24 protein-coding genes are annotated in these 25,679 nt (G+C 62.5%); 14 read left to right on the top strand and 10 right to left on the bottom strand.

Going from position 1 to position 25,679, the window contains the following annotated elements:
* Position 1: 1 nt before the first annotated feature.
* Both L6639_RS39365 and L6639_RS39360 read right to left on the bottom strand, forming a co-directional pair.
* Positions 2-1,291, bottom strand: coding sequence for an acyl-CoA dehydrogenase family protein (locus L6639_RS39365; protein WP_237866838.1), 1,290 nt, complete (start codon positions 1,289-1,291; stop codon positions 2-4).
* On the bottom strand, positions 1,288-2,097 hold the full coding sequence (locus tag L6639_RS39360) for an alpha/beta fold hydrolase (RefSeq protein WP_237866837.1): 810 nt from the start codon (positions 2,095-2,097) through the stop codon (positions 1,288-1,290). Before L6639_RS39360 ends, L6639_RS39365 begins: the two co-directional genes overlap by 4 nt.
* 213 nt (positions 2,098-2,310) lie before the next feature.
* On the opposite strand from L6639_RS39360, the gene L6639_RS39355 reads away from it, so the two are divergent.
* The 3 genes from L6639_RS39355 (at position 2,311) to L6639_RS39345 (ending at position 5,339) form a co-directional block, all read left to right on the top strand.
* Complete coding sequence (locus tag L6639_RS39355; protein WP_237866874.1) at positions 2,311-3,072, top strand: SDR family NAD(P)-dependent oxidoreductase; 762 nt, start codon at positions 2,311-2,313, stop codon at positions 3,070-3,072.
* A 39-nt stretch (positions 3,073-3,111) separates the two neighbouring features.
* The gene (locus L6639_RS39350; protein WP_237866836.1) at positions 3,112-3,948 is read left to right on the top strand and encodes an enoyl-CoA hydratase family protein; all 837 of its coding nucleotides are present in this window, start codon (positions 3,112-3,114) and stop codon (positions 3,946-3,948) included.
* A 140-nt stretch (positions 3,949-4,088) separates the two neighbouring features.
* Complete coding sequence (locus L6639_RS39345) at positions 4,089-5,339, top strand: flavin-dependent oxidoreductase (RefSeq protein WP_237866835.1); 1,251 nt, start codon at positions 4,089-4,091, stop codon at positions 5,337-5,339.
* 63 nt (positions 5,340-5,402) lie between these two features.
* Here the strand turns inward: L6639_RS39345 and L6639_RS39340 are convergent, their stop codons facing one another.
* Positions 5,403-5,861: a cupin domain-containing protein gene (locus tag L6639_RS39340; RefSeq protein WP_128950646.1), complete on the bottom strand. Its 459-nt coding sequence runs from the start codon at positions 5,859-5,861 to the stop codon at positions 5,403-5,405.
* Positions 5,862-5,891: 30 nt separating this feature from the next.
* Entirely contained in the window at positions 5,892-7,067 is a 1,176-nt protein-coding gene (locus L6639_RS39335; protein WP_237866834.1) for an ABC transporter substrate-binding protein, read from the bottom strand.
* Positions 7,068-7,345: 278 nt separating this feature from the next.
* On the opposite strand from L6639_RS39335, the gene L6639_RS39330 reads away from it, so the two are divergent.
* The 3 genes from L6639_RS39330 to L6639_RS39320 all read left to right on the top strand — a co-directional run bounded on the left by L6639_RS39330 (position 7,346) and on the right by L6639_RS39320 (position 10,158).
* The gene (locus tag L6639_RS39330) at positions 7,346-7,837 is read left to right on the top strand and encodes a MarR family winged helix-turn-helix transcriptional regulator (protein WP_237866833.1); all 492 of its coding nucleotides are present in this window, start codon (positions 7,346-7,348) and stop codon (positions 7,835-7,837) included.
* A 149-nt stretch (positions 7,838-7,986) separates the two neighbouring features.
* Positions 7,987-9,678 (top strand): benzoate-CoA ligase family protein, encoded by a 1,692-nt coding sequence (locus L6639_RS39325; RefSeq protein ID WP_237866832.1) that lies wholly within the window; start codon positions 7,987-7,989, stop codon positions 9,676-9,678.
* A 21-nt stretch (positions 9,679-9,699) separates the two neighbouring features.
* On the top strand, positions 9,700-10,158 hold the full coding sequence (locus L6639_RS39320) for a RidA family protein (RefSeq protein WP_237866831.1): 459 nt from the start codon (positions 9,700-9,702) through the stop codon (positions 10,156-10,158).
* Between the two features lie 27 nt (positions 10,159-10,185).
* On the opposite strand, the gene L6639_RS39315 is transcribed toward L6639_RS39320, so the two are convergent.
* A complete protein-coding gene (locus L6639_RS39315; protein WP_237866830.1) occupies positions 10,186-10,914 on the bottom strand; it encodes a CBS domain-containing protein in 729 nt (242 codons plus the stop codon).
* A gap of 207 nt (positions 10,915-11,121) precedes the next feature.
* On the opposite strand from L6639_RS39315, the gene L6639_RS39310 reads away from it, so the two are divergent.
* The gene (locus L6639_RS39310) at positions 11,122-12,966 is read left to right on the top strand and encodes a PHA/PHB synthase family protein (RefSeq protein WP_237866829.1); all 1,845 of its coding nucleotides are present in this window, start codon (positions 11,122-11,124) and stop codon (positions 12,964-12,966) included.
* Here L6639_RS39310 and L6639_RS39305 read toward each other — a convergent pair.
* Positions 12,963-13,937, bottom strand: coding sequence for a CHAD domain-containing protein (locus tag L6639_RS39305; RefSeq protein WP_237866826.1), 975 nt, complete (start codon positions 13,935-13,937; stop codon positions 12,963-12,965). The genes L6639_RS39310 and L6639_RS39305 overlap by 4 nt on opposite strands.
* Before the next feature lie 25 nt (positions 13,938-13,962).
* Positions 13,963-15,486, bottom strand: coding sequence for a bifunctional aminoglycoside phosphotransferase/ATP-binding protein (locus tag L6639_RS39300; RefSeq protein ID WP_237866825.1), 1,524 nt, complete (start codon positions 15,484-15,486; stop codon positions 13,963-13,965).
* A 201-nt stretch (positions 15,487-15,687) separates the two neighbouring features.
* On the opposite strand from L6639_RS39300, the gene L6639_RS39295 reads away from it, so the two are divergent.
* Together L6639_RS39295 and L6639_RS39290 are read left to right on the top strand one after the other, a co-directional pair.
* Positions 15,688-16,527, top strand: coding sequence for a universal stress protein (locus tag L6639_RS39295; protein WP_237866823.1), 840 nt, complete (start codon positions 15,688-15,690; stop codon positions 16,525-16,527).
* A 71-nt stretch (positions 16,528-16,598) separates the two neighbouring features.
* Positions 16,599-19,289, top strand: coding sequence for a bifunctional acetate--CoA ligase family protein/GNAT family N-acetyltransferase (locus L6639_RS39290; RefSeq protein WP_237866821.1), 2,691 nt, complete (start codon positions 16,599-16,601; stop codon positions 19,287-19,289).
* 9 nt (positions 19,290-19,298) lie between these two features.
* Here L6639_RS39290 and L6639_RS39285 read toward each other — a convergent pair whose 3' ends face one another.
* Both L6639_RS39285 and L6639_RS39280 read right to left on the bottom strand, forming a co-directional pair.
* Positions 19,299-19,787: a phage holin family protein gene (locus L6639_RS39285; RefSeq protein WP_237866819.1), complete on the bottom strand. Its 489-nt coding sequence runs from the start codon at positions 19,785-19,787 to the stop codon at positions 19,299-19,301.
* The gene (locus L6639_RS39280; RefSeq protein WP_237866818.1) at positions 19,788-20,063 is read right to left on the bottom strand and encodes a hypothetical protein; all 276 of its coding nucleotides are present in this window, start codon (positions 20,061-20,063) and stop codon (positions 19,788-19,790) included.
* Between the two features lie 174 nt (positions 20,064-20,237).
* On the opposite strand from L6639_RS39280, the gene L6639_RS39275 reads away from it, so the two are divergent.
* From L6639_RS39275 to L6639_RS39265, 3 genes are read left to right on the top strand one after another with little or no spacing between them, the layout of a single operon-like run.
* Entirely contained in the window at positions 20,238-21,374 is a 1,137-nt protein-coding gene (locus tag L6639_RS39275) for an MlaE family lipid ABC transporter permease subunit (RefSeq protein WP_237866816.1), read from the top strand.
* A gap of 2 nt (positions 21,375-21,376) precedes the next feature.
* Positions 21,377-22,147 (top strand): ABC transporter ATP-binding protein, encoded by a 771-nt coding sequence (locus L6639_RS39270; protein ID WP_237866814.1) that lies wholly within the window; start codon positions 21,377-21,379, stop codon positions 22,145-22,147.
* A 3-nt stretch (positions 22,148-22,150) separates the two neighbouring features.
* Complete coding sequence (locus L6639_RS39265; protein ID WP_237866812.1) at positions 22,151-23,254, top strand: ABC-type transport auxiliary lipoprotein family protein; 1,104 nt, start codon at positions 22,151-22,153, stop codon at positions 23,252-23,254.
* Positions 23,255-23,256: 2 nt separating this feature from the next.
* Here the strand turns inward: L6639_RS39265 and L6639_RS39260 are convergent, their stop codons facing one another.
* Positions 23,257-23,574, bottom strand: coding sequence for a c-type cytochrome (locus L6639_RS39260; RefSeq protein WP_237866810.1), 318 nt, complete (start codon positions 23,572-23,574; stop codon positions 23,257-23,259).
* Positions 23,575-23,730: 156 nt separating this feature from the next.
* On the opposite strand from L6639_RS39260, the gene L6639_RS39255 reads away from it, so the two are divergent.
* Positions 23,731-24,444 carry a helix-turn-helix domain-containing protein gene (locus L6639_RS39255; RefSeq protein WP_237866809.1) on the top strand — a complete coding sequence of 238 codons (714 nt, stop codon included), beginning with the start codon at positions 23,731-23,733 and terminating at the stop codon, positions 24,442-24,444.
* 484 nt (positions 24,445-24,928) lie between these two features.
* Positions 24,929-25,657 (top strand): Crp/Fnr family transcriptional regulator, encoded by a 729-nt coding sequence (locus tag L6639_RS39250; RefSeq protein WP_237866807.1) that lies wholly within the window; start codon positions 24,929-24,931, stop codon positions 25,655-25,657.
* The last annotated feature ends 22 nt before the right edge of the window (positions 25,658-25,679 follow it).

Raw genomic sequence — 25,679 nt, 5'->3', positions numbered from 1 at the left:
GTTAGTCGTCCGTTTCGCCAGCCTCGTACAGCGCCTCACGGCCGATCCGGTCGAGACAGAGCTCGGCCGTCCAGGGGAGCATCAGCGAGCCACAGCGGCTGTCGCGATAGATACGCTCCAGCGGCAGGGAGCGGAGCATGGCCTGACCGCCACAGGTGCGGATCGCGAGCGCCGCGAGTTCATTGGCGCCTTCCATCACCGAATATTGCGCGGCATAGGCGCGCAGCACCTGCTCCTTGCTCGGATTGGCACGCGCTTCGGTGACGGCCTGGAACCAGATTCCCTTGATCTGCTCGAGCTTGATCTGCATTTGCGCGACCGCAATCTGCTTGGTCGGGTACATCCGGCGCTTGACCGGCGGCATGCCTGGCACCTCGCCACGCAGATAGCGCAGGGTGAAATCATAGGCGGCTTGTGCAAGGCCCATATAGGTCGGTGACAGCGTCAGGAACATGTGCGGCCAGCGCATCGCCGCCTGGAAATAGACGCCGCGCGGCATTAGCGCGGCATCTTCCGGAACGAAGACATCCTTGAACAGGAGCGTTCGCGAGACCGTGCCGCGCATGCCGAGGGGATCCCAATCGCCGACGACGGAAACTCCCTGTGACTTCGCTGATATCGCGAGGTAAAGCGTATTGCGGCGCGATGCCTTTTCGCCTTCCTCGATCTCGGTGCAGAGCACGCCGTAATAGTCGGCATGGCCGGAGAGCGATGCAAAGATCTTCTTGCCGTTGACGATCCAGCCGCCTGCGACGGGCCTTGCTTCTGTGCCGAACGCAACGCCGCCGGCAGCTGCCGCGCCGCCCTCCGAGAATGGTTGCGAATAGATCGCGCCGTCCTCGACGATGCGTTTGTAGTGAACCGCCCGTCGGCGCTCGTGCTCCGCGCGGGTCTCCGCGTCCATGTCGAGATCATCGGCCAAAGGGCCCGACCACAGCGTCGAACAGACGTGCATGTTCCAGGTCAGCGCGGTTGCGCCGCAATAGCGCCCGATCTCGGCGGCCGCCAGCGCGTATGTCTGGTAGTTCGCGCCCAGGCCGCCGTGCTTCTTTGGCACAGCGATGCTGAGCAGACCGACGCGATGCAGGTCGCGATAGTTCTCGGTCGGGAAGGCCGCTTCGCGATCGTAGGCGGCGGCGCGACCGGCGAACACGCTCTGGCCGATCTCACGCGCCCGGGTAATGATGCTGGCCTGCTCGTCGCTCAGTCGGAACGCCACGGGATCGAAGATCGGTGCATCCAGCGCGACCTTGTCGGTTGCGCCGATCGTCTTGCTGACTTGCATGGTCATGGCGCAACTATCCGTTTTGCAGAGATGGAATCGACGAAGCTGCCGAGAGCCTGGTCGAAGGCATCGGGACGTTCAAGGTTGGCGAGATGGCCGACGCCGGGGAGCTCGACATATTCTGCCGCTGGGATGTAGGTCGCCGTTTTCGCCATCATTGGCGCCGGGGCGTTGTTATCCTTCGAACCAGACAGCAGCAGCGTCGGGACGGATATATCTTTGAGCGTGCTGCGCTGATCGAACCCGATTAGCGCCAACATCATGGCGCGATAGCTCGCCTCCGGGACGCTTCCCATGCATTCGCGCGCCAGCTCCATTCCCCTGGGATCAGGATCGTCGCCGACGAGCTCCTTTACCAATGAAGGTGCCAGCGACTTCATTGTCTCGCCGCGATCAAGTGGGCCCAGCCGTGCCGCGATGAACGACTTTTGCCAGTCGCCGTCGGCTTTGCCGAAGGCCGGGCTTGTCTGTGCCAGAACCACCGCGCGCGCCAGTTTTGGCGATTGCACCAGCCATTTCTGGACGATCATGCCGCCGATCGAATGGCCGACCAGAATGGGCTTTGTCGCACCGAGCTGCTCGATGAATTGCTGGAGCGCTTCGGCCAGGGCAGCGATGCTGACGCTGGCGAGCGGCGCCGATCCGCCATAGCCCGGCATGTCCCACGCGATCGCGCGGAAACGATTGCCAAATGTCGAAAGCTGTTGCCGCCAGGCCCGCGCCGCACCACCGATGCCATGCAGGAAGATCAGGGGTGTTGCGCCCGGATCGCCAGCGGCTTCATAGGCGAAGCGTCCATCCTTTGTTATCATTGGCGAAGGCTGCACACGCGACATCCTTTGGCTTGCCCCGGTGATGCTAACAGGCCTGTGGGGGATGGGAAGAGATAATTTTATACTTAAAGCAATTTTCGGGCCGATCGCCCGCGTAACGGTATGCGCTACATCGATCGGCGCTTTCGTTGCAAAAATTTGAAGGTTAAAATATATCGGAGAAACGATCAGCAGATCCTAGGGAGCCAACGCATGTCCGGGTTGCCGCATTCGCCGCACGCGCTGGTGACCGGAGGCGGTCGCGGCATCGGCCGCGCGATTGCCGCCGCTCTAGTTGGCGCTGGTGCCACCGTGACAGTGCTTGGCCGGAATGCTGCTTCTCTCGAGGAAGCGATCAAAGCCGGTGCCGCGCATCATGCCGCCGTTGCGGACGTCTCGGATGAAGCTGCGCTGAGGGCAGCCATCGCCGCAGCGCATGCGCGAAAGCCGATTGATATTCTCATCGCGAATGCCGGCAGCGCCGAATCCGCGCCGTTCGCGAAATCGGACAGTGCTCTTTTTGCGCGTATGATGGATGTCAATTTCATGGGCGTTGTCCATGCCGTCAATGCTGTGCTGCCCGGCATGAAGGATCGTCCTTACGGGCGTATCGTCGCGATTGCATCGACAGCGGGGCTCAAGGGTTATGCCTATGTGAGCGCGTATACCGCGGCCAAGCACGCCGTGGTCGGTCTCGTGCGCTCGCTTGCGCTGGAAATGGCCGCCAGCAACGTGACCGTGAATGCTGTGTGCCCTGGTTTCACCGATACGGATCTCGTCGCTGGCAGCATCGACAACATCATGAGGAAGACCGGGCGAACCCGCGAGCAGGCGATCGCCGAGCTCGCGAAGCACAATCCGCAGGGGCGTCTGATCACGCCGCAGGAAGTAGCGAACGCCGTGCTGTGGCTATGTAGCGAGCATGCCGGTGCGATCACCGGGCAGGCGATTGCGGTCGCCGGTGGCGAAATCTAGCCTGACGCAGGCGCGGAACGAGGAAGCCAAGGAGATCGCATGAGCAGACCAGCCAATCCCGTCACCGTACCACTTGCGGACTATTCGCCGCAGCATTTCCTGCTGGCTGTCGTTGAGGGCGTTGCCACCGTAACGCTCAACCGTCCGGAGCGGAAGAATCCGCTGACATTCGAGAGCTATCGCGAACTGACGGATTTCTTTCGCGCGTGCGCGTTTGACGACGCGGTCAAGTCCATCGTCGTCACCGGCGCGGGCGGTAATTTCTCTTCCGGCGGCGACGTGTTCGAGATCATCGGCCCACTGGTGAAGATGGATACAAAGGGGCTGACCGCCTTCACGCGGATGACAGGCGATCTGGTCAAAGCGATGCGGGCCTGCCCGCAACCGATCGTGGCCGCGGTCGAAGGCATCTGCGCCGGTGCCGGCGCGATCATTGCCATGGCGTCGGACATGCGGCTCGCTGCGAGCGGAGCCAAGGTGGCGTTCCTGTTCAACAAGGTCGGCCTTGCCGGCTGTGACATGGGCGCCTGCGCAATCCTGCCGCGGATCATCGGTCAGTCTCGCGCTTCCGAATTGCTCTACACTGGCCGCTTCATGACTGCGGAGGAGGGCGAGCGGTGGGGCTTCTTCAGCCGCATCGTGACGCCTGAGCAGGTACTCTCCCAGGCGCAGCTGCTCGCCAAGCAGGTGGCGGAAGGGCCGACTTTCGGCAACACGATGACCAAGCGTATGCTGGCGATGGAATGGGCGATGTCGGTGGAGGAGGCTATCGAAGCGGAGGCCGTTGCCCAGGCCCTGTGCATGACGACGGCCGATTTTGAGCGCGCCTTTCATGCCTTCGCCAACAAGGTCAAGCCGGTCTTCAGGGGCGATTGAGTGGCAGTTTCGACCGCAATTAAGGCTAAGCCCAAGACGGTGGCCGAGGTCGAGGCGGAGGCCACAAAGCCGCTTGCCGCAGGGTGACCGGCCGTGCGACGTTAACCCGGTTGCCTGTGTATCGAGTGGAGTAGAGGGCGATGAAGGCGATTATCGTCGGTGGCGGTATCGGTGGTCTCACCACGGCTTTGATGCTGCGGGCTCGCGGCATTGGGTGCGAGATTTTCGAGCAATCCGATACGATCCGCGAACTCGGCGTCGGCATCAACACCCTGCCACACGCCATGCGCGAGCTCGCCAGTCTTGGCCTGCTGCAAAAGCTTGACGACGTCGCAATCCGTACCGATCAGCTGTACTACCTCAACCGCCACGGTCAGGAGGTCTGGCGCGAAGCGCGCGGCGTCGACGCCGGCCACGACGTGCCGCAATTCTCGATTCATCGCGGCCGCCTCCAAGGCGTCATCCATCGCGCCGTCGAGGAGAGGCTCGGATCCGAAGCGATTCACACCGGCTGCCGGCTCGGCGCCTTCACTCAGGACGAGAGCGGTGTTACCGCATATTTCTTCGATCGCGCCGGTGCGCATATCCACACCGCGCGCGGCGATATCCTGATCGGCGCCGACGGTATCCATTCGCGCGTGCGCGACACGTTGTTTCCGAACGAGGGACCGCCGTGCTGGAACGGCCTGATGCTGTGGCGCGGTGCGCGCGATTGGCCGCTGTTCCTCACCGGCAAATCGATGATCGTGGCCGGTGGCCTCAATGCCAAGGTGGTCGTCTATCCGATCGCCGAGGGATCGAGCCCGGCGAGCCGTCTGACCAATTGGGCGGTGCTGGTGAAGGTGGGCGAGGGCAATGCGCCGCCGCCGCGGAAGGAAGACTGGTCACGGCCGGGCCGGCGTGAGGAGCTGATGCCTCACGTCGCGCGCTTCTCGGTGCCCTACATCGACGTGAAGAGCCTGATTTCGGCGACGCCGGAGTTCTATGAATATCCGACCTGCGACCGCGATCCCTTGCCCTATTGGTCGTCTGGACGCATCACGCTGCTCGGCGATGCCGCGCATCCCATGTATCCGGTCGGCTCCAACGGCGCCTCCCAGGCGATCCTTGACGCGCGCTGCCTCGCGGACGCGTTGGTGCGGGCCGAGCATCCGCGTCAGGCGTTGATGGAATACGAGAAGAAACGCCTGCCTATGACAGCGGATATCGTTCGCTCCAATCGCCGCGGCGGCCCCGAGGGCGTTATCGACGCCGTCGAGCAGTTGGCGCCCGACGGTTTTGACAACGTCGATAACGTCCTGAGCTATTCCCAGCGCGAGGCCATCGTGCGGGGCTACGCCAGCAAGGCGGGCTTCGCCGCCGTGCCGGGACTGGCGGCAGTGCGCGCCTGAAGTTGTTTTGATTGAGCGCGACCCTTCCGGAAAACCGTTTCACACTTTTCCGGGGTCACGCTCCTAGCCAGCGCCGGGAGGCGGTGGCAAAAAGTGGATGTTGAACTCGGCGGCCATCGCCACCACGTCCTCCGGCTTCTGTTCCTTCATGTTGTGAAGGCCCCAGAACAGGTCGAACAGCTTCTTGGTCGGAGACACCCAGAACAGCACTTTTGCGGTTTGGTCCGACTTGTTGAAGATGCCGTGCGGCACGCCCATGCCGAGCCGGATCAGGTCTCCGGGGGTTGCCTGCGCCTCTGAATTGCCGAGCACGAAGTCGAGCTTACCCTCCAGCATGTAGAGATATTCGTCCTGGTCAGGATGAATGTGCGGCGGCACGAATGTGCCCGGCGGCAATGTCGCATGCCAGGAGAAGCTGTTCTCGCTGTTGCTCTTCGGCACATAGGTCTGGCCCAGGATATTCCAGGAAATGCCCTGGATGCCCTCGTTGGCCCGCGTGATGCCGGTGATTTCGCTCTTCATGATAATCCTCCCTTGACGCGATGCGCGGCCTTAGTTCGCCGCCTTGCACTCCTTGGCGTAACGATCGCCGTAATTCTCAAAAACTTTCTGAACGATCTCGGTCTGGAACTTGCCGTCCGGACGCTTGGCGACCTTGGTCAGGTAAAAATCCTGGATCGGATAACCGTTGGTGTTGAACTTGAACGACCCGCGCAGCGACGTGAAGTCCGCCTTCTTCAGGGCTGTCCCGACGGCCTCCTTGTTGGAGAGGTCGCCCTTCACGCCCTTGACCGCGCTGTCGATCAGCATCGCAGCGTCATACCCCTGCATGGCATAGGTGCCAGGCACGCTGTTATAGGCGGCCTCGTAGGCGGCGACGAACTTCTTGTTCTGTGGATTCTCGAGATTGGGTGCCCAGTTCGCGCCGCCGAACATGCCGACGGCTGCATCCTGCTGTGCCGGCAGGGTCGATTCATCCACCGTAAAGGCCGAGAGTACCGGGATGCTGTCGGCGAGGCCCGCCTGCTTGTACTGCTTGACGAGGTTGACGCCGAGGCCGCCCGGCATGAACGTGAAGAGAGCATCGGGCTTTTGCGCCGAGATCTTGGAAAGCTCCGGCTGGAAATCCAACGTATTGAGCGGCATGTAGGATTCTTCGACAATCTCACCCTTGTAGTCGAGCTTGAAGCCGGCGACCGAATCCTTGCCGGCCTGATAGTTCGGCACCATCAGATACATCCGCTTGTAGCCGCGATCCTGCGCGACCTTGCCGAGGACCTCGTGGACCTGGTCGTTCTGATAAGACGTCACATAGAAGAACGGGTTGCAGTCCTTGCCGGCGAATGTCGAAGGACCTGCATTGGGGCTGATCAGGAAGGTCTTGGATTCCGTGACCGGCCGGTGGATCGCCTGAAGGATGTTGGAGAAGATCGGTCCGACCACGAAGTCGACCTTGTCGCGCTCAAGCAGACCCTTGACCTTGGTCACAGCCGCATCGGGCTTGAGCTCGTCGTCGACCACGACCACTTCGACATCACGACCCCCCATCTTGCTGCCGAGATCCTTCACCGCGAGCGCAAAGCCATCGCGAACCTGCTGACCAAGCGCGGCGGCGGGTCCGGAGAGGGTCACGATCACGCCCAGCTTGATCTTCTCCTGCGCGAGGGCAGGGCTCATCGCGGTGCCGAGAAGAAATGCGGCTGCGGTCAAGGTCAGTTGCGTCTTCATGATTGATCCCCCGTAACGATTGCGCCTGCGCTGCAGGCTGCGTACTCCGACCCAAGCTTATGCCGATGACGGCGCTCGCGGCAAGCCAAGCTCAAGGCGCCGTCATCGTGCGGGCAGCGGTGCATGCAAACGGCGCGCCAATTATTTGAAGCCTAAAGAAATTCGCGTGCGGTCGATTGTTGCAGCTTTGGGCTTGCGGCCGGCGTCGATTTATTTGAAGCTCAAAACGTTGGGGAATCCGGGCCGGCGCCAATGCCGGCCGTGAGTGGCTCATCGAAATGCTCGATTCCGAGACCAAGGCCGTCGAAACGCCGGAGGACCATGCCGAAGAGCTCCGGCTGTGGTTGCGTCTGCTCACCTGTACGACCCTGATCGAAGGCGAGGTTCGCGGCCGGCTGCGGCAGCGCTTCGATGTCACGCTGCCACGCTTCGATCTGATGGCGCAGCTCGACAAGGCGCCCGACGGCATGACGCTGTCGGATGTCTCAAAGCGGATGATGGTGTCCAACGGCAACGTCACCGGCCTGGTTGAACGCCTCGTGGAATCCGGACATCTCGACCGCCGCACCTCGGAGACCGACCGCCGCGTCCAAGTGATCCGCCTCACAAAGCTCGGCCGTGCCGAATTTCGCAGGATGGCCGCGGAGCACGAGGCCTGGATCGCCGATCTCTTTGCTGACCTGACGCCCAAGGATGTGCGCGAACTGATGCGGCTCCTGGCCAAGACCAAGGCGTCGGCGCAGAAATCGGCTGCGCGTCGCAAGCCCTAAGTCTACGGGCCGAGGCGCCCGCCAATCCCACCTTGCTGCACCAAAATGCATGGTTTTCCCCAAATCCGCTATTGCGCAAAATTGTTTTAAGCCTAAAATGTTTGCCTGTGAGTGCTGCCGGGTGCTTTCCATGCGCAAAGGAGCGTGCGATGGCCAACGCCGCCAAGGTTCAAGTCTCGGGCTCGCAGGCCGTAAACGCTGCGACCGCCCATGTCGATAAGTTCGCGCGGCAGCATCTGCCGCCGCCAGATCTCTGGCCGGAGTTCATCTTCACGCGGCCGGAGCTGTGCTATCCGGCGCGATTGAACTGCGTCAGCTATTTCCTCGATCGCTGGGTCGAGCAAGGACACGGCGATGCGCCTTGCGTCATCAGTCCCGCCGTCAGCTACACCTATCGCGAATTGCAGGCGCTGGTGAACCGCATCGCCAATGTGCTGGTCAGCAAGCTCGGACTTGTCACCGGTGGCCGCGTGCTGCTGCGCTCCGCCAACAGCCCGATGATGGTTGCGGCCTATCTCGCGGTGATCAAGTCCGGCGGCATTTGTGTCGCAACGATGCCGCTACTGCGCTCCAAGGAGCTATCGTATCCGATCCAGAAGGCGGAGATCACGCTCGCGCTCTGCGACGGCAAACTCGCCGACGAGATGGAGAAGGCAAGGGTAGCCGCGCCCGGTCTCAAGCACGTCGTCTATTGGGGCAATGGTGCGGCCGACTCGCTCGAGGCACTGATCGCGAATGCGAGCTCTGAATTTACGGCCGTCGATACCGCCTCCGACGATATCTGCCTGATTGCCTTCACATCGGGTACAACAGGCGATCCCAAGGGCACCATGCATTTCCACCGGGACATGCTGGCGGTGTGCGATGGCTATGCGCGCAACATCCTGCGGGCAGAACAGACGGATCGGTTTATCGGTTCGGCGCCGCTCGCCTTCACTTTCGGTTTCGGCGGCGTGCTGTTTCCGCTGCATATCGGCGCCTCCTTCGTCGTTCTCGAAAAGACGACGCCCGATGACTTCCTGACGGCAATCGAGCAGTACAAGGCCACGATCTGTTTTACGGCGCCGACAGCTTACCGAGCCATGATCGGCAAGCTTCCAGGCCGCGACATTTCCTCCCTTCGAAAGTGCGTCTCCGCCGGCGAGACGCTGCCCAAGCCGACATTCGATGCCTGGCTGAAGGCGACCGGCATCAAGCTGATGGACGGGATTGGCTCCACTGAGCTGCTGCACATCTTCATCAGTGCGACCGAGGATGAGATTCGCCCAGGCGCGACCGGCAAGCCCGTGCCCGGCTATGAGGCGAAGATCGTCGATGATGATGGCAACGACTTGCCGGCGGGCACCATGGGGAAGCTCGCGGTGCGCGGGCCGACCGGCTGCCGCTATCTCGCCGACGAGCGTCAGCGCAAATACGTCCAGAACGGCTGGAACATCACCGGCGATACGTACCTGATGGATGCCGATGGCTACTTCTGGTACCAGTCGCGCTCCGACGACATGATCGTGTCATCCGGGTATAATATCGCGGGTACGGATGTCGAAGCGGCGCTGCTCACCCATCCGTCCGTCGCCGAGTGCGGTGTCGTCGGTGCGCCGGACGAGGCGCGCGGGATGATCGTGAAGGCCTATGTCATAGCTGCCCCCGGTGTGACGCCGAACGCAGAGCTCGCGACCGAGTTGCAGGAGCATGTTAAACGCGAAATCGCGCCGTACAAGTACCCGCGCGCGATCGAGTTCGTGACACAGCTGCCCAAGACCGAAACCGGCAAATTGAAGCGCTTCGCCTTGCGACAACTGGCGCAGGCGGCCGCGACGTCCTCGGGCGTTGCGGCAGAATGAGATGAGGATCAAGAATTGTCCGTGACAACGCCGAAGGGCCCACAGCTTGCGGTGCTACCGACTGCTGCCGAGGATAACACCAGCCGCGGGGCGCAGGTGCTCCAGCCCTCCGGCTGGCCGATGCCGAAGGGTTATGCCAACGGCATGGCCGCCGAGGGACGCATTGTCGTCACCGGCGGCGTGATCGGCTGGGATGCCCAGGAGCGTCTCGCTGACGGCTTTGTCGCGCAGGTACGCCAGACGCTGAGCAACATCGCCGAGATCCTGGCCGAGGCCGGCGCGCGGCCCGAGCATCTGGTGCGCTTGACCTGGTACGTCGTCGATATGGAGGAGTACCTCGCAAACCTGAAGGAGCTCGGCAAAACCTACCGTGCGATCTTCGGTGCGCACTATCCCGCGATGGCGCTGGTTCAGGTGGTGCGTCTGGTCGAGAAGGCGGCGCGCGTCGAGATCGAGGCCACCGCCATCATTCCTCACTGAGTCGCTTCTCGCGCGCAGCTCGCCGTTTCAGCTTGCTTTGGCGAGATCGTCATCCTCGGGCGAATTCAGATAGACGCCCGACATGGTGTCGACCCAGCAGAGATGGTCGTGCACCTTTTTGACGCCCTCGACGTTCTCGGCGGCTACGACCGCTGCCTGTCGTGCCCGCTCCTCGGTGATGACGCCGCTCAAGTGAACGATACCATCGCGCACGATGACATTTAGCCCGAACGGGCACCAGTCGTATTTCTCCATGGCATCGATGATGCGTCCGCGGATGTGATCGTCGTCGGCAGTCGGGTCCGGCACCTCGCGGGCAAGGCCTGCCACCGCTTGTAACAGATTGGCGCGCGACACGATGCCGACGACCTTGTCGCCGCGAATCACCGGAAGGCGCTTCACATTGTTTCGCTCCATCAGATCGACGATCTCGGCAAGTGCGGTATCTTCGGTGATGGTTACCGGCGATGCGGTCATCACCTCGGAAACTTTGCGGCCGTGTTCGTGGACGAAATCGCTGGCCGACTTGCCGGAGCCGAGAATGAACCGCAGCCAGCGTCCGCGTTTGCGCCCGGTACCGATTTCGCTGCGGCGGATGAAGTCACCCTCCGAGACCACGCCGACTAGCTTGCCGCTGTCGTCGACCACGGTCAGGCCGCTGACGTGACGCTTCAGCATGATGTTCGCGGCTTCGACGATGCTGGTGTCGGGGGTAACTGAGATGACCGACCGGGTCATGATCTGGTGGGCGCGCATGGGGTGCTCCGCTGGCTTGTCAAATTTTTGCAGGTCAAATCTAGATCGTGCCCGGCGGTATGGTTTGACGCATGTCAAGCGACGAGCTCGGTCCGTCCTAGTTGAGCGATTGTGATCAATCTCTGCAATTGATGCAGCTCAACGTTTGCCGGGCCGGAGGCCATATCCTCTCCTGTGAAGACCGGAAGCGCACGAGAATCCTTGGCCATGAGCGTCGTACAGATCCTTCCCCGGACCGGAGAGCCGGTATTGCCAGTGTCATCCGTCGAACCCGTTGTTGGCGCCGCGCCGTCTGCGACGAACAACAAACCTATCGCCGAGATGCCAGCCGCCGAGCCGGCGTCTGAACGTTATTCTCTGGACCGCATGTTCCATGCGAGGCTGGCGCGGTACACGGGCGGACTTTCGCCGACCGCTTTGATGCTTGCCTGGCTCGACTGGAGTTCCCATCTCGCGTGGGCGCCGCAGCGACGGATGGAGATCGCCAACAACGTCATTCGTGATAGCAGTCGGTTGCTGGAAGCAGCTACGCACGTGACGACAGCGGGGCTGGAGCCCTGGTCCGTGATCCGGCCAGAGAAACGAGACCGTCGTTTCAAGGAACCGCAATGGGAGGCCGCGCCCTTCAATCTTCTGGCGCAGGCGTTTCTGCTCGGCGAGCGCTGGTGGCACGATGCCACGACGGGTGTGCGAGGCGTATCGCGTGCGAATGAAGCCATTGTCGAATTCTCGATGCGCCAGATGCTGGACATGCTTGCGCCGTCGAATTTCGCAGCAACAAACCCGGAAGTGCTGGAGAAGGCGTTTCAAAGCGGCGGAGAGAATTTTGTCTTTGGCTGGCAGAACTGGTACGGCGATTTCATGCGGATGCTCTTGGCCGCAAAGCCTGTCGGGAGCGATCAGTTTGTCGTCGGCCAAACGGTTGCGGCGTCGCCCGGCAAGGTGGTCTACCGCAACGCGCTGATCGAGCTGATCCAGTATTATCCGACATCAGCAAAAGTGCGGCCCGAGCCGATCCTGATCGTGCCGGCCTGGATCATGAAGTACTATATCCTGGATCTGTCGCCGCAGAATTCGCTGGTTAAATTTCTCACCGATCAGGGCTTTACCGTGTTCGCGATTTCTTGGCGCAATCCGGATGCCAGGGATCGGAATGTTGCGTTTGACGACTATCGCAAGCTGGGGGTGATGGCCGCGCTGGATGCGATCGGCCGAATCCTGCCCGGGCAGAAGGTCCATTCGCTCGGCTATTGTCTTGGCGGAACTCTGCTATCTATCGCTGCCGCTGCAATGGCGCGCGACGGTGATAACCGTCTCGGCACCATCACGCTCCTGGCTGCACAGACCGACTTCACCGAGGCGGGCGAGCTGACGCTTTTCATCAACGAAAGCCAGGTTGCCTTCCTTGAAGACATGATGTCGCAGCGGGGTTATCTGGATACGGCACAGATGGCTAGCGCGTTTGCGCTGCTGCGTTCGAACGACTTGATCTGGTCGCGGCTGTTGCACGATTACCTGATGGGCGACGCGGCGCCGCCGAGTGATCTGATGGCTTGGAACGCGGACGCAACGCGATTGCCTTATCGCATGCATTCGGAATACCTGCGTAAGCTGTTCCTTGACAACGACCTCGCCGAAGGACGCTACCTTGTGGAAGGCAGGGACATCTCGCTGTCCGACATACATGTCCCGATGTTCGTGGTCGGTACGATCACCGATCATGTGGCGCCGTGGCGATCCGTGCACAAGCTCCACTATCAGGTCGACGCTGACCTGACCTTCCTGTTGACCAGTGGCGGCCACAATGCCGGCGTCGTCGCGCCGCCCGATGAGCCCGGGCACAGCTATCAGGTGATGACCAAGGCTGCGGACTCGCCCTATGTCGGCCCGGATGAATGGCTAAAGCTCGCCCCCCATGTCGAGGGATCGTGGTGGCCGGAGTGGACCCGCTGGCTCGTCGCGAGATCCGGCGCGCTCTGTGATCCGCCGCGGATCGGATATGGTGACCTTAGTGGCCTGCCCGACGCTCCCGGCGACTACGTCCACACCTAGTCTTCCGGCTCCGCATCCGGCGTTAGATCGGAGCAGCGGAACGGCTTGGCCTTGTTCAGCTTGCGATACGCGGTCGACGCGGTCTGCAACAGTTTCTTCTCGCGCTTGCGGTTGAGAAAGCGAATGCCGGCTTCGGGGGCCGCCTCGTTCAACGACGCGGCCAGTGTCTGGCCGCGCGCATCGTCGTTCAGCTGTCCGAGAGACTTCTGCGCCTTGCGCAATTGCTTGAGGACCGATTTCTGCTTCGTCAGCGACTTGTCGGTGAACAGATCCTCCAGCGACTCGAGCGAATAAGTCAGCCGCTTGTTGAGAATCCGCAGCTTGTGCCGCTTCTCCACGTCAAGCTTGCGCAACCTTTTGGCCTTCCTGAGTAGCGTCCTCTCCCATTCGGTCAGCTGTGCCGTCGCGTGGTCGGCGAGCGGGCAGCGGCGTAGCCTGATGGCCATTTTGCTACGGCGCGTCGCCCAGGGGCCCCTCTCGATCCAGCTCGAGGTCTGTTCGATCAGCCGACGATATCGTGCCGATTGCAGCGTACGGGCCAGCAAACGATGGCTTTCTGCGCGCTTCTCATCCCAATGTCGGAGTTCGGCGATCACAGCGAGCTCGCCGCCGGTCTCGGCCAAAATGCGTTCAATGGCGACGTCGAGATCGCGCACCATGCCGAGCTGGCTATTCAGCCACTTCAGCTCGGCCCAGACTTTGGAGCGCAGCGCATCATCGACCATAGGCGAAAAGAAGCGAATCGCGGTCCGCAAATGGGTCAGCGCGATTCGGATCTCGTGCAGCGCGTCCGGATCGCCACGGCAGGTGCCGTCGTGTTGGGCAAGGACGGCCGTGAGATGACGGCGTGCGATGATTCGGAAAGCTGTGTCGCAGGCCATGCCGGGGCTCAGGCGGCCGGGCAACGTATTGCGGCTCGCTGCCGGCTTTGCATCGACGGTCGCCTTCGAACTCCTGGTGGGTCGCGCCATCCTAGCCCGCGCCAATCAGATTGCCTTAACTACCCTTAGCGATCGCGTCCCGGCAGCTCTGGAGCGTCTGCGCTTGCGTTCCGGATGCGTCGATGGTCGCCCAATCGATATGGCCAATATTATAGTGCTCCTGCAACGCGGCAACCTCTTGAGTGGCATCCGACGCATCGTCGCGGCGATCGCCGATTCGGGCCTGCCGGGTCGCAAGATCTGTGACCAGGAAGAGGCCGGTGAGAGGCACGTGGCATTCGCGGGCCAGCCTGGCGAAGGCGTCTCGTTCGAAATCGCGGGCGAACACCCCGTCGACAATCACCGAATGGCCCTGGGTCAATACACGGCGGGCGCGCTCGGCCAAGGTCGTGTAGACCCGCTCGGCAAGCTCGGGCGTGTAGGCGGATGGTGGCAGCCGGTCTGTGTCTGCGACCCCGAGCATCTGCTTGCGTATGACATCGCTGCGCAGCACGACGGCACCCGGCTGTGGCGTCACAGTCGGCGCGAGTGCGTGCGCCAGAACCGTTTTGCCGGTGCCCGACAGTCCGCCCACAGCGACCAGACGAGGAGCGGGAGGCTGGATCAGCGCCCGGGCCAGGTCAAAATAGCGGCGTGCCTCGTCAAGAATGCCGGCATCGTCGAGATGCGACGATTTCGTCCGCGCCAGCGCCACCTGGGCGCGAATTGCCGCGCGAATGGACATGAACAGCGGCAGCGCGCCGAGCGCGTCGAGATTTTCGGGCGTTGTCGCGGCAAGATACCGGTTCAGGATGACGTTGGCCGCCAGCGGCTGATCGTGGTGCAACAGATCCATGAGCGTGAATGCGAGGTCGTAGAACACGTCGACAGTCGCCATCTTCGCGTCGAACTCGATGGCATCGAACAGCACAGGCTGTTGTTCGATCAATACGATATTGGCAAGATGCAGATCGCCGTGGCAACGGCGGACGAAGCCCCGCCGGCCGCGTTCTTCGAGCAGCGGACGAATGCGGTGGAATGTCGCGTGCGAGACTTGTGCAAGCTGCTCGATCTCCGCGGTTTGGACACGATCGCCGCTGCGCAGGCCATTGCTGTTGATGTCGATCAGGTCTGGGATTGAGGAAACCCATGCAGCGCTGTCGGTGGGCGTTGCGGCCGCGTGCGAGGCGGCGATCGCGTCGGCGATCGCGGACGCAAAGTCCGAATCGAACCGTCCGGCCTTCGCCAGATGATCCAGCGTCTGATTCTCGTCGAAGCGCGACATGTCGACGGCATACTCGATCGGCCGACCGCGGCCGTCGATCGTCACAGATCCGTCCGGCTCTTCTGTGATGGCCACAACGCGATGATAGATCTGTGGCGCGTGCGGCCGGTTGATCCGGATCTCCTCTTCGCAGGCCGCCTTGCGCCTATCGAGTGTCGAATAGTCGAGGAACGGAAACCTGACCGCCCGCTTGATCTTCAGCGCGCGCGCCCCGTCGAGGAAGACCGAAGCTGCATGCGTGTCGATCCGCTTCACGCCGGGATCCGCGGTCAGTGCCGCAAAGATCCTTTCCTGGGTCGCAGAATTGTCTGTCATCCCTGCCGGCATCATGCGGATGGGCGCCCCAAACGGTCCGGCCACAAACCAGGGTAACCCTTACTCCGGGGCTGAGACCAGTCCTTGACTTCCGTCAAGGCTTGGCCTCGGCTCGACCGGCCGGAGCGGAGTTTTCCCGGCTTGAGGAGGATCAAGCGTCCAGACCGAAGGCGGCCTATTCTGATCTTTAAGGAGAATCCGATGCCCATCAAGGACGTCTTTCTGCCGCTGTTTGGCGAGCCGCGCGCCCCTACGTTGGCTGCAATCGAGAAGTGCGTCGCCGTTGCCGCCGATCTCGGTGCCAGGATCACCGGCCTCGCGTTCGAGGACGATGCCTTCGTGCGGCCGAAAGTGGTGTTTCCCGGTGACCCGGAGCCCGCCGAACTTGGCCGTGCGCGCGAGGCGGGCGAGATGCAGCAGCTCTTGAATGCATTCACCAACGCTGCCTCGCGGGTCGGCATTCGCGCTCAAAGCCGCTCGGGCAGGGTGCCGGCGGACCAGATCGCGTCGACCCTGGCCGAGCATGCGCGGTTCAGCGATCTCGCTTTGATTCCCGTGAAGCCGCACGACAGCCGAACCGAAAACCTCGTTGAAACGTTCCTGTTCCAATCCGGCCGGCCGCTGCTGCTATGTCCGGAGCAGTACGCGGCGACGTTGCGGCCGGAATTCGAGAATGTCATGATCGCCTGGGACCACTCGGCGCGCGCCGCACGCGCGGTCGGCGATGCATTGCCGATCCTGCAAGCGGCAACTATGGTACACGTCGTCACCGTGGCAGACGATCAGGACGAGGCGATTGCGCAATCCGGCGACAGTCTCGTCCATCATCTCAGGGAACATGGGATTTATGCATCCTTCGAAACGGTGAAGGGCAACGGAAGTTCGATCGGCAAGGTGCTCGGGAGCTGGGCACAATCTCACGCCGTCGACGCCATCGTCATGGGGGCCTATCGCCATTCGCGCCTGAACGAGACCGTCTGGGGCGGGGTGACCAAGACCGTCATCGGCCAGCCACCATGTTGGGTGATGATGTCGCACTAGGTGCGTTTCAACTCTTATCCTATCCGGTCTAGCTTCTGTCGGACCCGTTGCCCGATCGGACGATTGTGATTATGTCGACTTACCGCCTGAAAAACCTGTTGTCGCCCCAGTCGGTCGCGCTGGTCGGCGCAAGCTCCCGCCCGGTCTCCGTCGGGCGTGCGGTCCTGGAGAACATTCGCAAGGCGAAGTTCAAGGGGCCGTTCGGCCTGGTGAACCCGCGCCATGCGGAGATCGGCGGCATGGCTGCAGTGGCCAGCCTGGCGCAACTGTCCTTCGTGCCCGAGCTTATCGTCGTCACCGCGCCGGCAGGTGAGATTCCCGACATCATCGATCAGGCCGGCCGTCGTGGCTCGGCCGGAGCTCTAATCGTTTCGGCGGGGCTCGGCCAGGGACCTGGATCGCTTCAGGAAGCCACCGTCGCCGCCGCCCGCAAATATGGCATGCGGCTGATCGGCCCCAATTGTCTCGGCATCATGATGCCCGGCACAAGCCTCAATGCGACCTTCGCGGCGCATATGCCGGCGGCAGGCAACCTCGCGCTGATCTCGCAATCGGGCGCGATCGCAGCCGGCATGGTAGACTGGGCGACGCAACGTGGCGTGGGCTTCTCGGGCATCGTCACGATTGGCGATCAGATCGACGTCGATATCGCAGATCTGCTCGACTATTTCGCGATGGACCACAAGACGCGGGCGATCCTGCTCTACATCGAGGCCATCAAGGACGCCCGGAAATTCATGTCGGCGGCGCGCGCCGCGGCGCGCGTGAAGCCAGTCGTGGTCGTGAAGTCCGGCCGCATGGCGCAGGGGGCGACGGCGGCTGCCACGCATACAGGTGCGCTCGCTGGCGCCGACGCGGTCTATGATGCCGCCTTCCGCCGCGCCGGCGTCCTTCGGGTATCCGATCTGCGCGAGCTGTTCGATTGTGCCGAGACCCTGGGCCGGGTCGGGTCCCCGGCAGGAAAGCGCCTTGCGATTCTGACCAATGGCGGCGGCATCGGTGTCCTCGCGGTTGATCGGCTCGCGGACCTTGGCGGAGTTCCCGCGCCCATGACACCGCAGACGCGCCAGAGACTCGACGCGGTGCTGCCGCCGGCCTGGTCAGGCGCAAATCCCGTTGACATCGTCGGCGACGCCGATGCGCCGCGTTACGCCGCAGCGCTGGAGGTTCTGCTTGACGATCCCGGCAATGACGCGGTCCTGGTGCTCAACGTGCAGACCGCGATCGCATCGGCCGCCGAGATCGCGACGACCGTGACCGAAGTCATCAGAAGATATCGCGAGAAGCACCGAAGTTGGGCTAAGCCCGTGCTTGCGGCTTGGATCGGGGCCGATCAGGAGATCATCGCGACGCTATCCGCCGCCGGCATTCCGAACTATCCGACTGAAGACGATGCGGTGCGCGGTTTCATGCATATCGTCCGGCATCGCGAGGTGGTCGACGAGCTGAGCCAGGTTCCCCCGGCAATGCCCGACAGTTTCGTGCCCGACGTCGCCGCTGCGAAGCAGATCGTCTCGACGGCCCTCGCTGACGGACGCAAATGGCTCGAGCCTGTCGAGATCAAGCATCTGCTTGGGTGCTATGACATCGCCATGGTACCGACTTATGCGGCTGAAGATGTCGAGCAGGCGGTCGGTTACGCGGACGAGATATTCGCGCAAGGCGCCACCGTCGTGCTCAAGATCCTGTCGCGCGACATCGTTCACAAGTCCGATGTCGGAGGCGTCGTGCTCAATCTGACGACACCGGCCGCGGTACGCGCGGCCGCCGCTGATATTCTGGCACGGGCGAAGACATTGCGGCCCGAAGCCCGCATTGATGGCATCATTGTGCAGGCAATGGTCGTCAAGGCCAAGGCGCGCGAGCTGATCATGGGTCTCGCCGATGATCCGACTTTCGGCACCGTCGTCGTGTTCGGCCGCGGTGGGACGGCGGTGGAGATCATCAATGACAAGGCCCTGGGGCTGCCGCCGCTTGATTTGCAGCTCGCCCGCGATCTGATCGAGCGCACGCGCGTGTCGCGGTTGCTGCCTGCCTACCGGGACGTGCCGGCCGTCAAGCAGGACGCAGTCGCTCTGGTCCTGGTCAAGCTGGCGCAGATCGCGGCGGACATTCCCGAAATCCGCGAGTTCGATATCAACCCGCTGCTCGCAGACGAAACCGGCGTAACGGCCGTCGATGCCCGCGTGGCCGTGGGGCCGCCGCAGCGGAAATTCGCGGGCTCCGGCCCTGCAAATTTCGCCGTCCGTGCCTATCCGTCGCAATGGGAGCGCCGCCTTACGCTCAAGGACGGCTGGCACATCTCGGTGCGTCCCCTGCGCCCCGAGGACGAGCCGACCATCCACGAATTTCTGCGTCACGTCACGCCTCACGATCTTCGCCTGCGATTCTTCGCGCCGATGAAGGAGTTTACCCACGAGTTCATCGCGCGCCTGACCCAGCTCGACTATGCGCGGGCCATGGCGTTCATTGCGTTCGACGACAGCAACGAGATGGTTGGTGTGGTGCGGTTGCACTCCGACTCGATCTACGAGAGAGGCGAATACGCGATCCTGCTGCGGTCCGACCTCAAGGGCAGGGGTCTCGGCTGGGCCCTGATGCAGCTGATCATCGAATACGCCAAATCGGAAGGCCTCAAGACCATCTCGGGCGACGTGCTCAAGGAAAACGTCGTCATGCTCGAGATGTGCCGCCAGCTCGGCTTCGAAATCAAGCCGGATCCTACCGAGCCAGACATCTGCGACGTCCGGCTGAAGCTCTGAGGCGCGTCGCTACGAACGCGCCTCGGACGTTACGTCTGCTCCACTCTCTCTGGCGGTCCTCCGCATGTTCTTGACGATGATCGCGATGAGCGGCACCAGCACCGGCACGATCGTGCTGAGCGGATGATGGACCGCGCCGTTCAATTCGGTCTGAAACGCCCGGGCTTCGATTTGAAGCGCCTCGATTGAAGTGCCGTGGATTTCATTGGCGAGCTCGATGTCGCGGCCGGACGGCGGGCGCCCGGCGACGATGAACAGGATCGCCGCGATGGCGAAGTTGATCGCTCCAAGGACGGCCGCCGCGGCGATCGCACTCCAGATCTGGACCAGGGCGAAGTAGGCCGACAGCTCCAGCATCAACAGACCGAATGCGGCGATCAGTGCCGCGAAGGCCCGCAGTCCAAGCCCGACCAGCAAGCGGCGCAGCCGGATATCCGCGATGATCCTGTCAGTGCGCCACAAGACGCGCAGATGCTTGACCACATTCTCGGTATTCACCTAATGCCTCCTCAGCATGAAGCCGACGACCACGCCGAGCGCAAATGCGGAAGCGAGCGAGGCTACGGGGCGCTCCGTGATAAAGTCATGAAGCTGCTCCTGTTCCTCGCTGACGGTTTCGCCGAGTTCGGCCAGTGCCGCCTTGATCTGATCGGCGAGGATCTCGGCCCGGTCCTTTGAACTCTCGAACATCTCCTCGCCAGCCGTGCTCAGCAGCCGGGCGACGTCCACCTTCAGCGTCCGCAATTCTTCGCTCATCCTGTCGCTGTCGAACATGGATTTGATGTCTCCATTGAATGGACCAAACCTAAGTCGCGCCGGTGTGCCCGCGCTTGATTTGCGTCAAGCGGGCCGGGTGGTCGCAGTCTTGAGACAGGTCAAACCCGCCGCCACATGCTGGCCTAGAAATGGCGGCTGAATGGGACCCAATTGTCCCGATGAGGTGGAAGCGTGAACCCAGAACCGCTGTTGCTGGCGACGCCGTCTGGCGATGTGCTAAAATTGCGCCCGGAAGGGCCCTGGACTGCGGCGAATGTGACGACGTTGGAGACATTGTCCCGCTCGGTCGGCGCTGAGGTCGATCGATCCAGAGCCGTGACCCTGGACATGTCGGGCATCAGCGCGCTCGATACGCTCGGTGCCTGGATCCTGGAGAGGCTCTCGCGCAAGGCTGCGTCATCTGGCAGGCCTGCCGAGGTCGTGGGCGTGGCCGATCACTTCAGTGGGCTGCTGGAAGAGGTGCGGCAGGTCAATCGTCACACGCCGCCGCCAGTGGCTGCCTCCAACCCGGTCCTGCAGAGGCTGAATGACCTCGGCAAGGCCACGATCGGTGCCCGGGAAGATATCGCGATCTTTCTGCAAATGCTGGGCGCCCTGTTCATGGCGATGGTCGGCGTCTTGCGGCGGCCTCGCTCGCTGCGGCTGACGTCGCTGGTCTACCAGCTCAACCGGATCGGGTTGCAGGCGATTCCCATCGTCGTACTGATCACCTTCCTGATCGGCGCCATCATCGCCCAGCAGGGGTTCTTTCATTTTCGCAGGTTCGGCGCGGAGTCCTACACAGTCGACATGGTCGGCATCCTCGTCTTGCGTGAGCTCGGCGTGCTCATCGTGGCCATCATGGTCGCAGGACGTTCGGGAAGCGCCTATACCGCCGAGCTCGGCTCGATGAAAATGCGTGAAGAGATCGACGCGCTCTCGACCATGGGGCTCGATCCCGTCGACGTCCTGATCTTGCCGCGCGTGGCCGCCCTCGTCATCGCGCTGCCAATTCTCGCCTTCATCGGATCGATGGCCGCGCTCTATGGCGGCGGTCTGGTTGCACAATTCTACGGCGACATGGGGCCTGCGATCTACATCGCGCGCCTGCACGAGGCCATTTCCGTCACTCATTTCGAGGTCGGGATCCTGAAGGCGCCGTTCATGGCTCTGGTCATCGGGATCGTCGCCTGCAGCGAAGGATTGCGCGTCAAGGGGAGCGCTGAATCCCTTGGGCGGCAGACGACGACATCGGTGGTCAAGTCGATCTTCCTGGTGATCGTGCTCGACGGCTTGTTCGCGATCTTCTTCGCGTCGATCGGAATGTGACGATGCCCGAGCCGCAAGCAGAGTTCGCGATCCGGGTCCGTGACCTCGTGGTCGGTTTTGGCCGTCAGACCGTGCTCGACCATCTATCGCTCGATGTCCGCCGCGGCGAGATTCTCGGCCTGGTGGGCGCGTCTGGTGGCGGCAAGTCGGTGCTGATGCGTACCATCATCGGTCTTATCCCGCGTCGCAGCGGCACCATCGAAGTCATGGGACAGCCGATTGGCGGCCCGCATGGTGGCAGCCGCGCAGCGACATGGGGCATCCTGTTCCAGCAGGGCGCGCTGTTCTCTTCGCTCACCGTCAGGCAGAACGTACAATTTCCGCTTCGCGAAAATCTCGTGTTGTCGCAGGAGCTGATGGACGAGATCGCGATCGCCAAGCTCGAGATGGTTGGACTACGCGCGCAGGACGGCGACAAATATCCCTCCGAGCTGTCGGGCGGAATGACCAAACGCGTGGCGCTGGCGCGCGCGCTCGCGCTCGATCCACCAATCCTCTTCCTCGACGAGCCGACGTCCGGCCTCGACCCGATCGCCGCAGGCGATTTCGATACGCTGATCCGGACGTTGCAAAAGACCCTGGGGCTCACCGTCTTCATGGTCACCCATGATCTCGCAAGCCTCACCACGGTCTGCGACCGCGTCGCTGCGCTTGCCGACGGCAGGATCGTGGCGATCGGACCGATGCGCGACCTGCTGCAATCCGAGCATCCTTGGGTGCGGGCCTATTTCCACGGCAAGCGCTCGCAGATGCTGCAACCACAGATGAGATGAGACATGGAAACCCGCGCTCCCTATGTGCTGATCGGCGCCTTCGTGCTGGCCGCGATCCTCGCGGTATTCGGCTTCGTCTATTGGCTGAACAACAGCGGTGGCATCGGGCCGCGCGCGAACTACCATGTACAATTCCAGGGACCGGTGCCAGGTCTTCTGGTTGGTGCCGGGGTGCTATTCAACGGCATCCGCGTCGGTGAGGTGACGCAGCTTGGCCTCGCGCCCGACAACCCGCGCTTTGTCAACGCGACGATCTCGGTCGCTTCGGCAACGCCGGTGCGGACCGACACCAAGGTCGGGCTTGAGTTCCAAGGGCTGACGGGCGTGCCGGTGGTGACGCTGGAGGGCGGCATGATCGTCGCGAAGTCCGGCGAACCCCTGACTTTGATCGCCGAGGCCGGCGCGGGCCAGAGCATGACGCAGGCAGCACGCGATGCGCTGCGCCGCGTCGATTCCGTGCTTGAGGACAATTCCGGTCCACTCAAGGACACCATCGCCAATTTCAAGACGTTCTCGGATGGCCTCGCGCGCAACACGGGCAAGATTGACGGCATCCTGGCGGGCCTCGAGAAAATGACGGGCGGCGGCGCACCCGCGCAGAAGATCACCTATGATCTCCGCACGCCGCAGGAGCTTGGACAGGTCGGCAAGACACTCTCGGCATCGCTGGCCATTCCGGAGCCGACCGCGGTGGCGATGCTTCAGACGCAGCGCATGCTGTTCTCGCCGGTTGGCGATATTAAGGGCTTCGCCGACTTCCTGTGGGCCGACAGCATTCCAAAGCTGGTGCAGGCGCGGCTGATCGATAGCTTCGAGAATTACGATATCGCGCACGCCCCGTTGCGGACGACAGACTTGGGGCAGGCGGACTATCAGCTATTGATCGACATCAGGCGCTTCCGCATTGCCACGGAGGGGGAGCCGCGGGCCGAAATCGGACTGTCGGCACGGCTCGTCGACAAGAATGGCAAGGTGATCGCATCACGCCTGATCGAGACCAGCGAGAAGCTGGACAAGGTCGAGCCAGCTGCCGCGGTCACGGCGTTCGACGCAGCTTTCGCGCGCGTCGCCAGGGAGCTGATCGGCTGGACCGTGCAGGCGGTGTAAAGCTACTCGAGCGTCTTGAGATAGGACAGCAGATCATGGATCTGGTCAGGCTCGAGCTCGAAAGCGGGCATGTCGGCGTGGCCGGTATAGATGCCTTCGGCGAGCGCTTCCTCGAGGGAATCGATCGCGTAACGCTGGTGCAAGGTCCTGAACGGCGGAGCGATCTTGAGCGGGCTTTCTGAGCGACGGTCGATCGCGTGGCAGCGCGCGCAATTGGCGCGCGCATAGGCCTTGCCGCGTTGTTCGGCGGTCGGCGCGCCGAGAGCGGGAGTGACCAGAAGCAGCCCAATCAGGCCGTGGCGCAACGCGGTATGCAGCATGGAAATTGGTCCCGTTGAATTCTCGGCGCAGAGTAGGGCGGGGGTGGGCGTCAAATTTGATCTGCGTCAATCGGCTTTGGCAGGTTGCAGTAAAATGCACTCGGCGCGGTGGATCTCTGTCAGGGGCGGAGATTCGGTGACGCCTGGAGCGGTGGGATGAAGGCTTCCGTGACGATGATTGAGCCAAACGGTCATTTTTGCAGCGACTGCGCGGTCCGCGGTATCGCGGTTTGTGCGTCGATGGACCCGGCCGAGCTCAGGGAGTTCGAGCATCTCGGGCGCCGCGTTCATTTCGGGGCGGGCGAGACCGTGTTTTCCGAGGAGGATATAACGACCTCGTTCTACAACCTCCTCGAAGGCGTGATGCGGCTCTACAAGCTGCTGCCTGACGGTCGGCGGCAGATCGTGGGCTTTGCCTTGCCCGGTGACTTCCTGGGGATGAACCTATCCGGCCGCCACAATTTTTCGGCCGATGCGATCGGTGCTGTGACCGTGTGCCAATTCGCCAAGGCACCGTTCGGCCGCTTCATCGAGGACCGACCCCATCTCCTCAAGCGGATCAACGAGCTGGCGATCCGCGAGCTGAGCCAGGCGCGCGACCACATGGTCCTGCTCGGCCGTCGCTCGGCGGATGAAAAAGTCGCCACCTTTCTGCTCGGCTGGCGGGAGCGACTGGTCTCGCTCAAGGGCGCGTCGAATACGGTCCCCTTGCCGATGAGCCGGCAGGACATTGCGGACTATCTTGGCCTGACCATCGAAACCGTCAGCCGCACCTTCACCAAGCTGGAACGGCACGGTGCGATCGAGATCATCCATGGTGGAATCAGCCTGCGCGACCCCGCCCGGGTCGAAGCTTTGGCCGCAGCCTGAATCCCGGCCCTGCCCGGGCCTCCGCTGATTTTGATCCGGATCAATGACGGCAGTCGTGCCTCGCCAATAATGCCCACAACAAAGTCCGGGAGGGCATGATGCCGACTGACGCGCTGCTGGTGACCATGGCCGTTGTGGCCGTCTTTGTCGCATTTGCCTGGGCGCTGGCTTGGGCGGACCGACAGACCAGTGCTGGCAGGCGCGGTTCAAATACGAAGGGCTGAAGTTCCCGAGATCATTTGGATGCGTCTTCCACGGGTGGCCGTCGGCCTGTTCCGCGGTGCTGTCGTCGAATCGCGATCTCCTTCTCTGCAACTCTGCATGGTATGAATCGCATCGACGCACCCTGCAGGTGCGGACTCGCGGCGCGACCGCGGCATTTTGACGGCATTTGCCTCAAACTGTCCCATGCTTTCCGGTTGAAAAGACGGGCAACACTGACTACGCAGGAACTCCAGCGCTCGCAGTCTTAGGAGTCCCGGCGATGCCTCAGGACAAGACCGGCGACCCCCGGCAGTCGTCGGGTAACAAACTGTCGGTGTTGCGCAAGCATCCGATCTTCGCAGATCTGGAGCCTGACGCGCTCGATCAACTGTGCCGCTATGCCAAGCACACCACGGTGAAGCGCGGGGCCACGATCGCCGCCAAGGGCGATCCCGGAAACAATCTGTTCGCTGTGATCACGGGAACAGTGAAAATCTCCTCCTCGTCCCCCGATGGCCGGAACGCCATTCTCAATCTGATCGGTCCCGGAGAGATCTTCGGCGAGATCGCGGTGCTCGATGGTGCGCCACGGTCGGCCGATGCGACCGCCAACACCAATTGCGAACTCTACATTATCGACCGCCGCGACTTCCTTCCGTTCGTGAAGAGTCAGCCGGCGCTGGCGATGAAATTCATCGAATTGCTTTGCGCGCGGTTGCGCTGGACCAGCCAGCAGGTCGAGCAGGTGATCTTGCAGAATCTGCCGGGGCGGCTTGCGAGTGCGCTGCTTGGCCTCACCGAGGAGCGTAAGTTCGATTCCGGCAGCGGCACCCTCGCGATCACCCAGCAGGAGATCAGCGAAATGGTGGGGATGACGCGCGAGAGCATCAACAAGCAATTACGCGCGTGGGCCGGCCGTAACTGGGTTCGCCTTGAGCATGGCGCCATCGTCGTGCTCGATACCGAGGCGCTGCGCGAGCTTGCCGAGAGCGGTCTCGACGGCGAGTGATCCTGCCGATCGAGGGACGGGC

The organism is Bradyrhizobium zhengyangense (genome assembly GCF_022012555.1).
Lineage (GTDB): Bacteria > Pseudomonadota > Alphaproteobacteria > Rhizobiales > Xanthobacteraceae > Bradyrhizobium > Bradyrhizobium zhengyangense.
Note: the sequence above shows the minus strand (reverse complement) of the source record. Positions and strands in the feature narration are given on the sequence as shown.

Bases quoted from the DNA above. Each gene is read 5' to 3' on its own strand.
- L6639_RS39250 (WP_237866807.1), top strand. From the start codon at position 24,929: ATGCCTCAGGACAAGACCGGCGACCCCCGGCAGTCGTCGGGTAACAAA.
- L6639_RS39345 (WP_237866835.1), top strand. From the start codon at position 4,089: ATGAAGGCGATTATCGTCGGTGGCGGTATCGGTGGTCTCACCACGGCT.
- L6639_RS39335 (WP_237866834.1), bottom strand. From the start codon at position 7,067: ATGAAGACGCAACTGACCTTGACCGCAGCCGCATTTCTTCTCGGCACC.
- L6639_RS39325 (WP_237866832.1), top strand. From the start codon at position 7,987: ATGGCCAACGCCGCCAAGGTTCAAGTCTCGGGCTCGCAGGCCGTAAAC.
- L6639_RS39340 (WP_128950646.1), bottom strand. From the start codon at position 5,861: ATGAAGAGCGAAATCACCGGCATCACGCGGGCCAACGAGGGCATCCAG.
- L6639_RS39280 (WP_237866818.1), bottom strand. From the start codon at position 20,063: ATGTTCGACAGCGACAGGATGAGCGAAGAATTGCGGACGCTGAAGGTG.
- L6639_RS39350 (WP_237866836.1), top strand. From the start codon at position 3,112: ATGAGCAGACCAGCCAATCCCGTCACCGTACCACTTGCGGACTATTCG.
- L6639_RS39270 (WP_237866814.1), top strand. From the start codon at position 21,377: ATGCCCGAGCCGCAAGCAGAGTTCGCGATCCGGGTCCGTGACCTCGTG.
- L6639_RS39300 (WP_237866825.1), bottom strand. From the start codon at position 15,486: ATGACAGACAATTCTGCGACCCAGGAAAGGATCTTTGCGGCACTGACC.
- L6639_RS39255 (WP_237866809.1), top strand. From the start codon at position 23,731: ATGAAGGCTTCCGTGACGATGATTGAGCCAAACGGTCATTTTTGCAGC.
- L6639_RS39360 (WP_237866837.1), bottom strand. From the start codon at position 2,097: ATGATAACAAAGGATGGACGCTTCGCCTATGAAGCCGCTGGCGATCCG.
- L6639_RS39310 (WP_237866829.1), top strand. From the start codon at position 11,122: ATGAGCGTCGTACAGATCCTTCCCCGGACCGGAGAGCCGGTATTGCCA.
- L6639_RS39330 (WP_237866833.1), top strand. From the start codon at position 7,346: ATGCTCGATTCCGAGACCAAGGCCGTCGAAACGCCGGAGGACCATGCC.
- L6639_RS39265 (WP_237866812.1), top strand. From the start codon at position 22,151: ATGGAAACCCGCGCTCCCTATGTGCTGATCGGCGCCTTCGTGCTGGCC.
- L6639_RS39355 (WP_237866874.1), top strand. From the start codon at position 2,311: ATGTCCGGGTTGCCGCATTCGCCGCACGCGCTGGTGACCGGAGGCGGT.
- L6639_RS39260 (WP_237866810.1), bottom strand. From the start codon at position 23,574: ATGCTGCATACCGCGTTGCGCCACGGCCTGATTGGGCTGCTTCTGGTC.
- L6639_RS39365 (WP_237866838.1), bottom strand. From the start codon at position 1,291: ATGACCATGCAAGTCAGCAAGACGATCGGCGCAACCGACAAGGTCGCG.
- L6639_RS39290 (WP_237866821.1), top strand. From the start codon at position 16,599: ATGTCGACTTACCGCCTGAAAAACCTGTTGTCGCCCCAGTCGGTCGCG.
- L6639_RS39305 (WP_237866826.1), bottom strand. From the start codon at position 13,937: ATGGCGCGACCCACCAGGAGTTCGAAGGCGACCGTCGATGCAAAGCCG.
- L6639_RS39295 (WP_237866823.1), top strand. From the start codon at position 15,688: ATGCCCATCAAGGACGTCTTTCTGCCGCTGTTTGGCGAGCCGCGCGCC.
- L6639_RS39315 (WP_237866830.1), bottom strand. From the start codon at position 10,914: ATGCGCGCCCACCAGATCATGACCCGGTCGGTCATCTCAGTTACCCCC.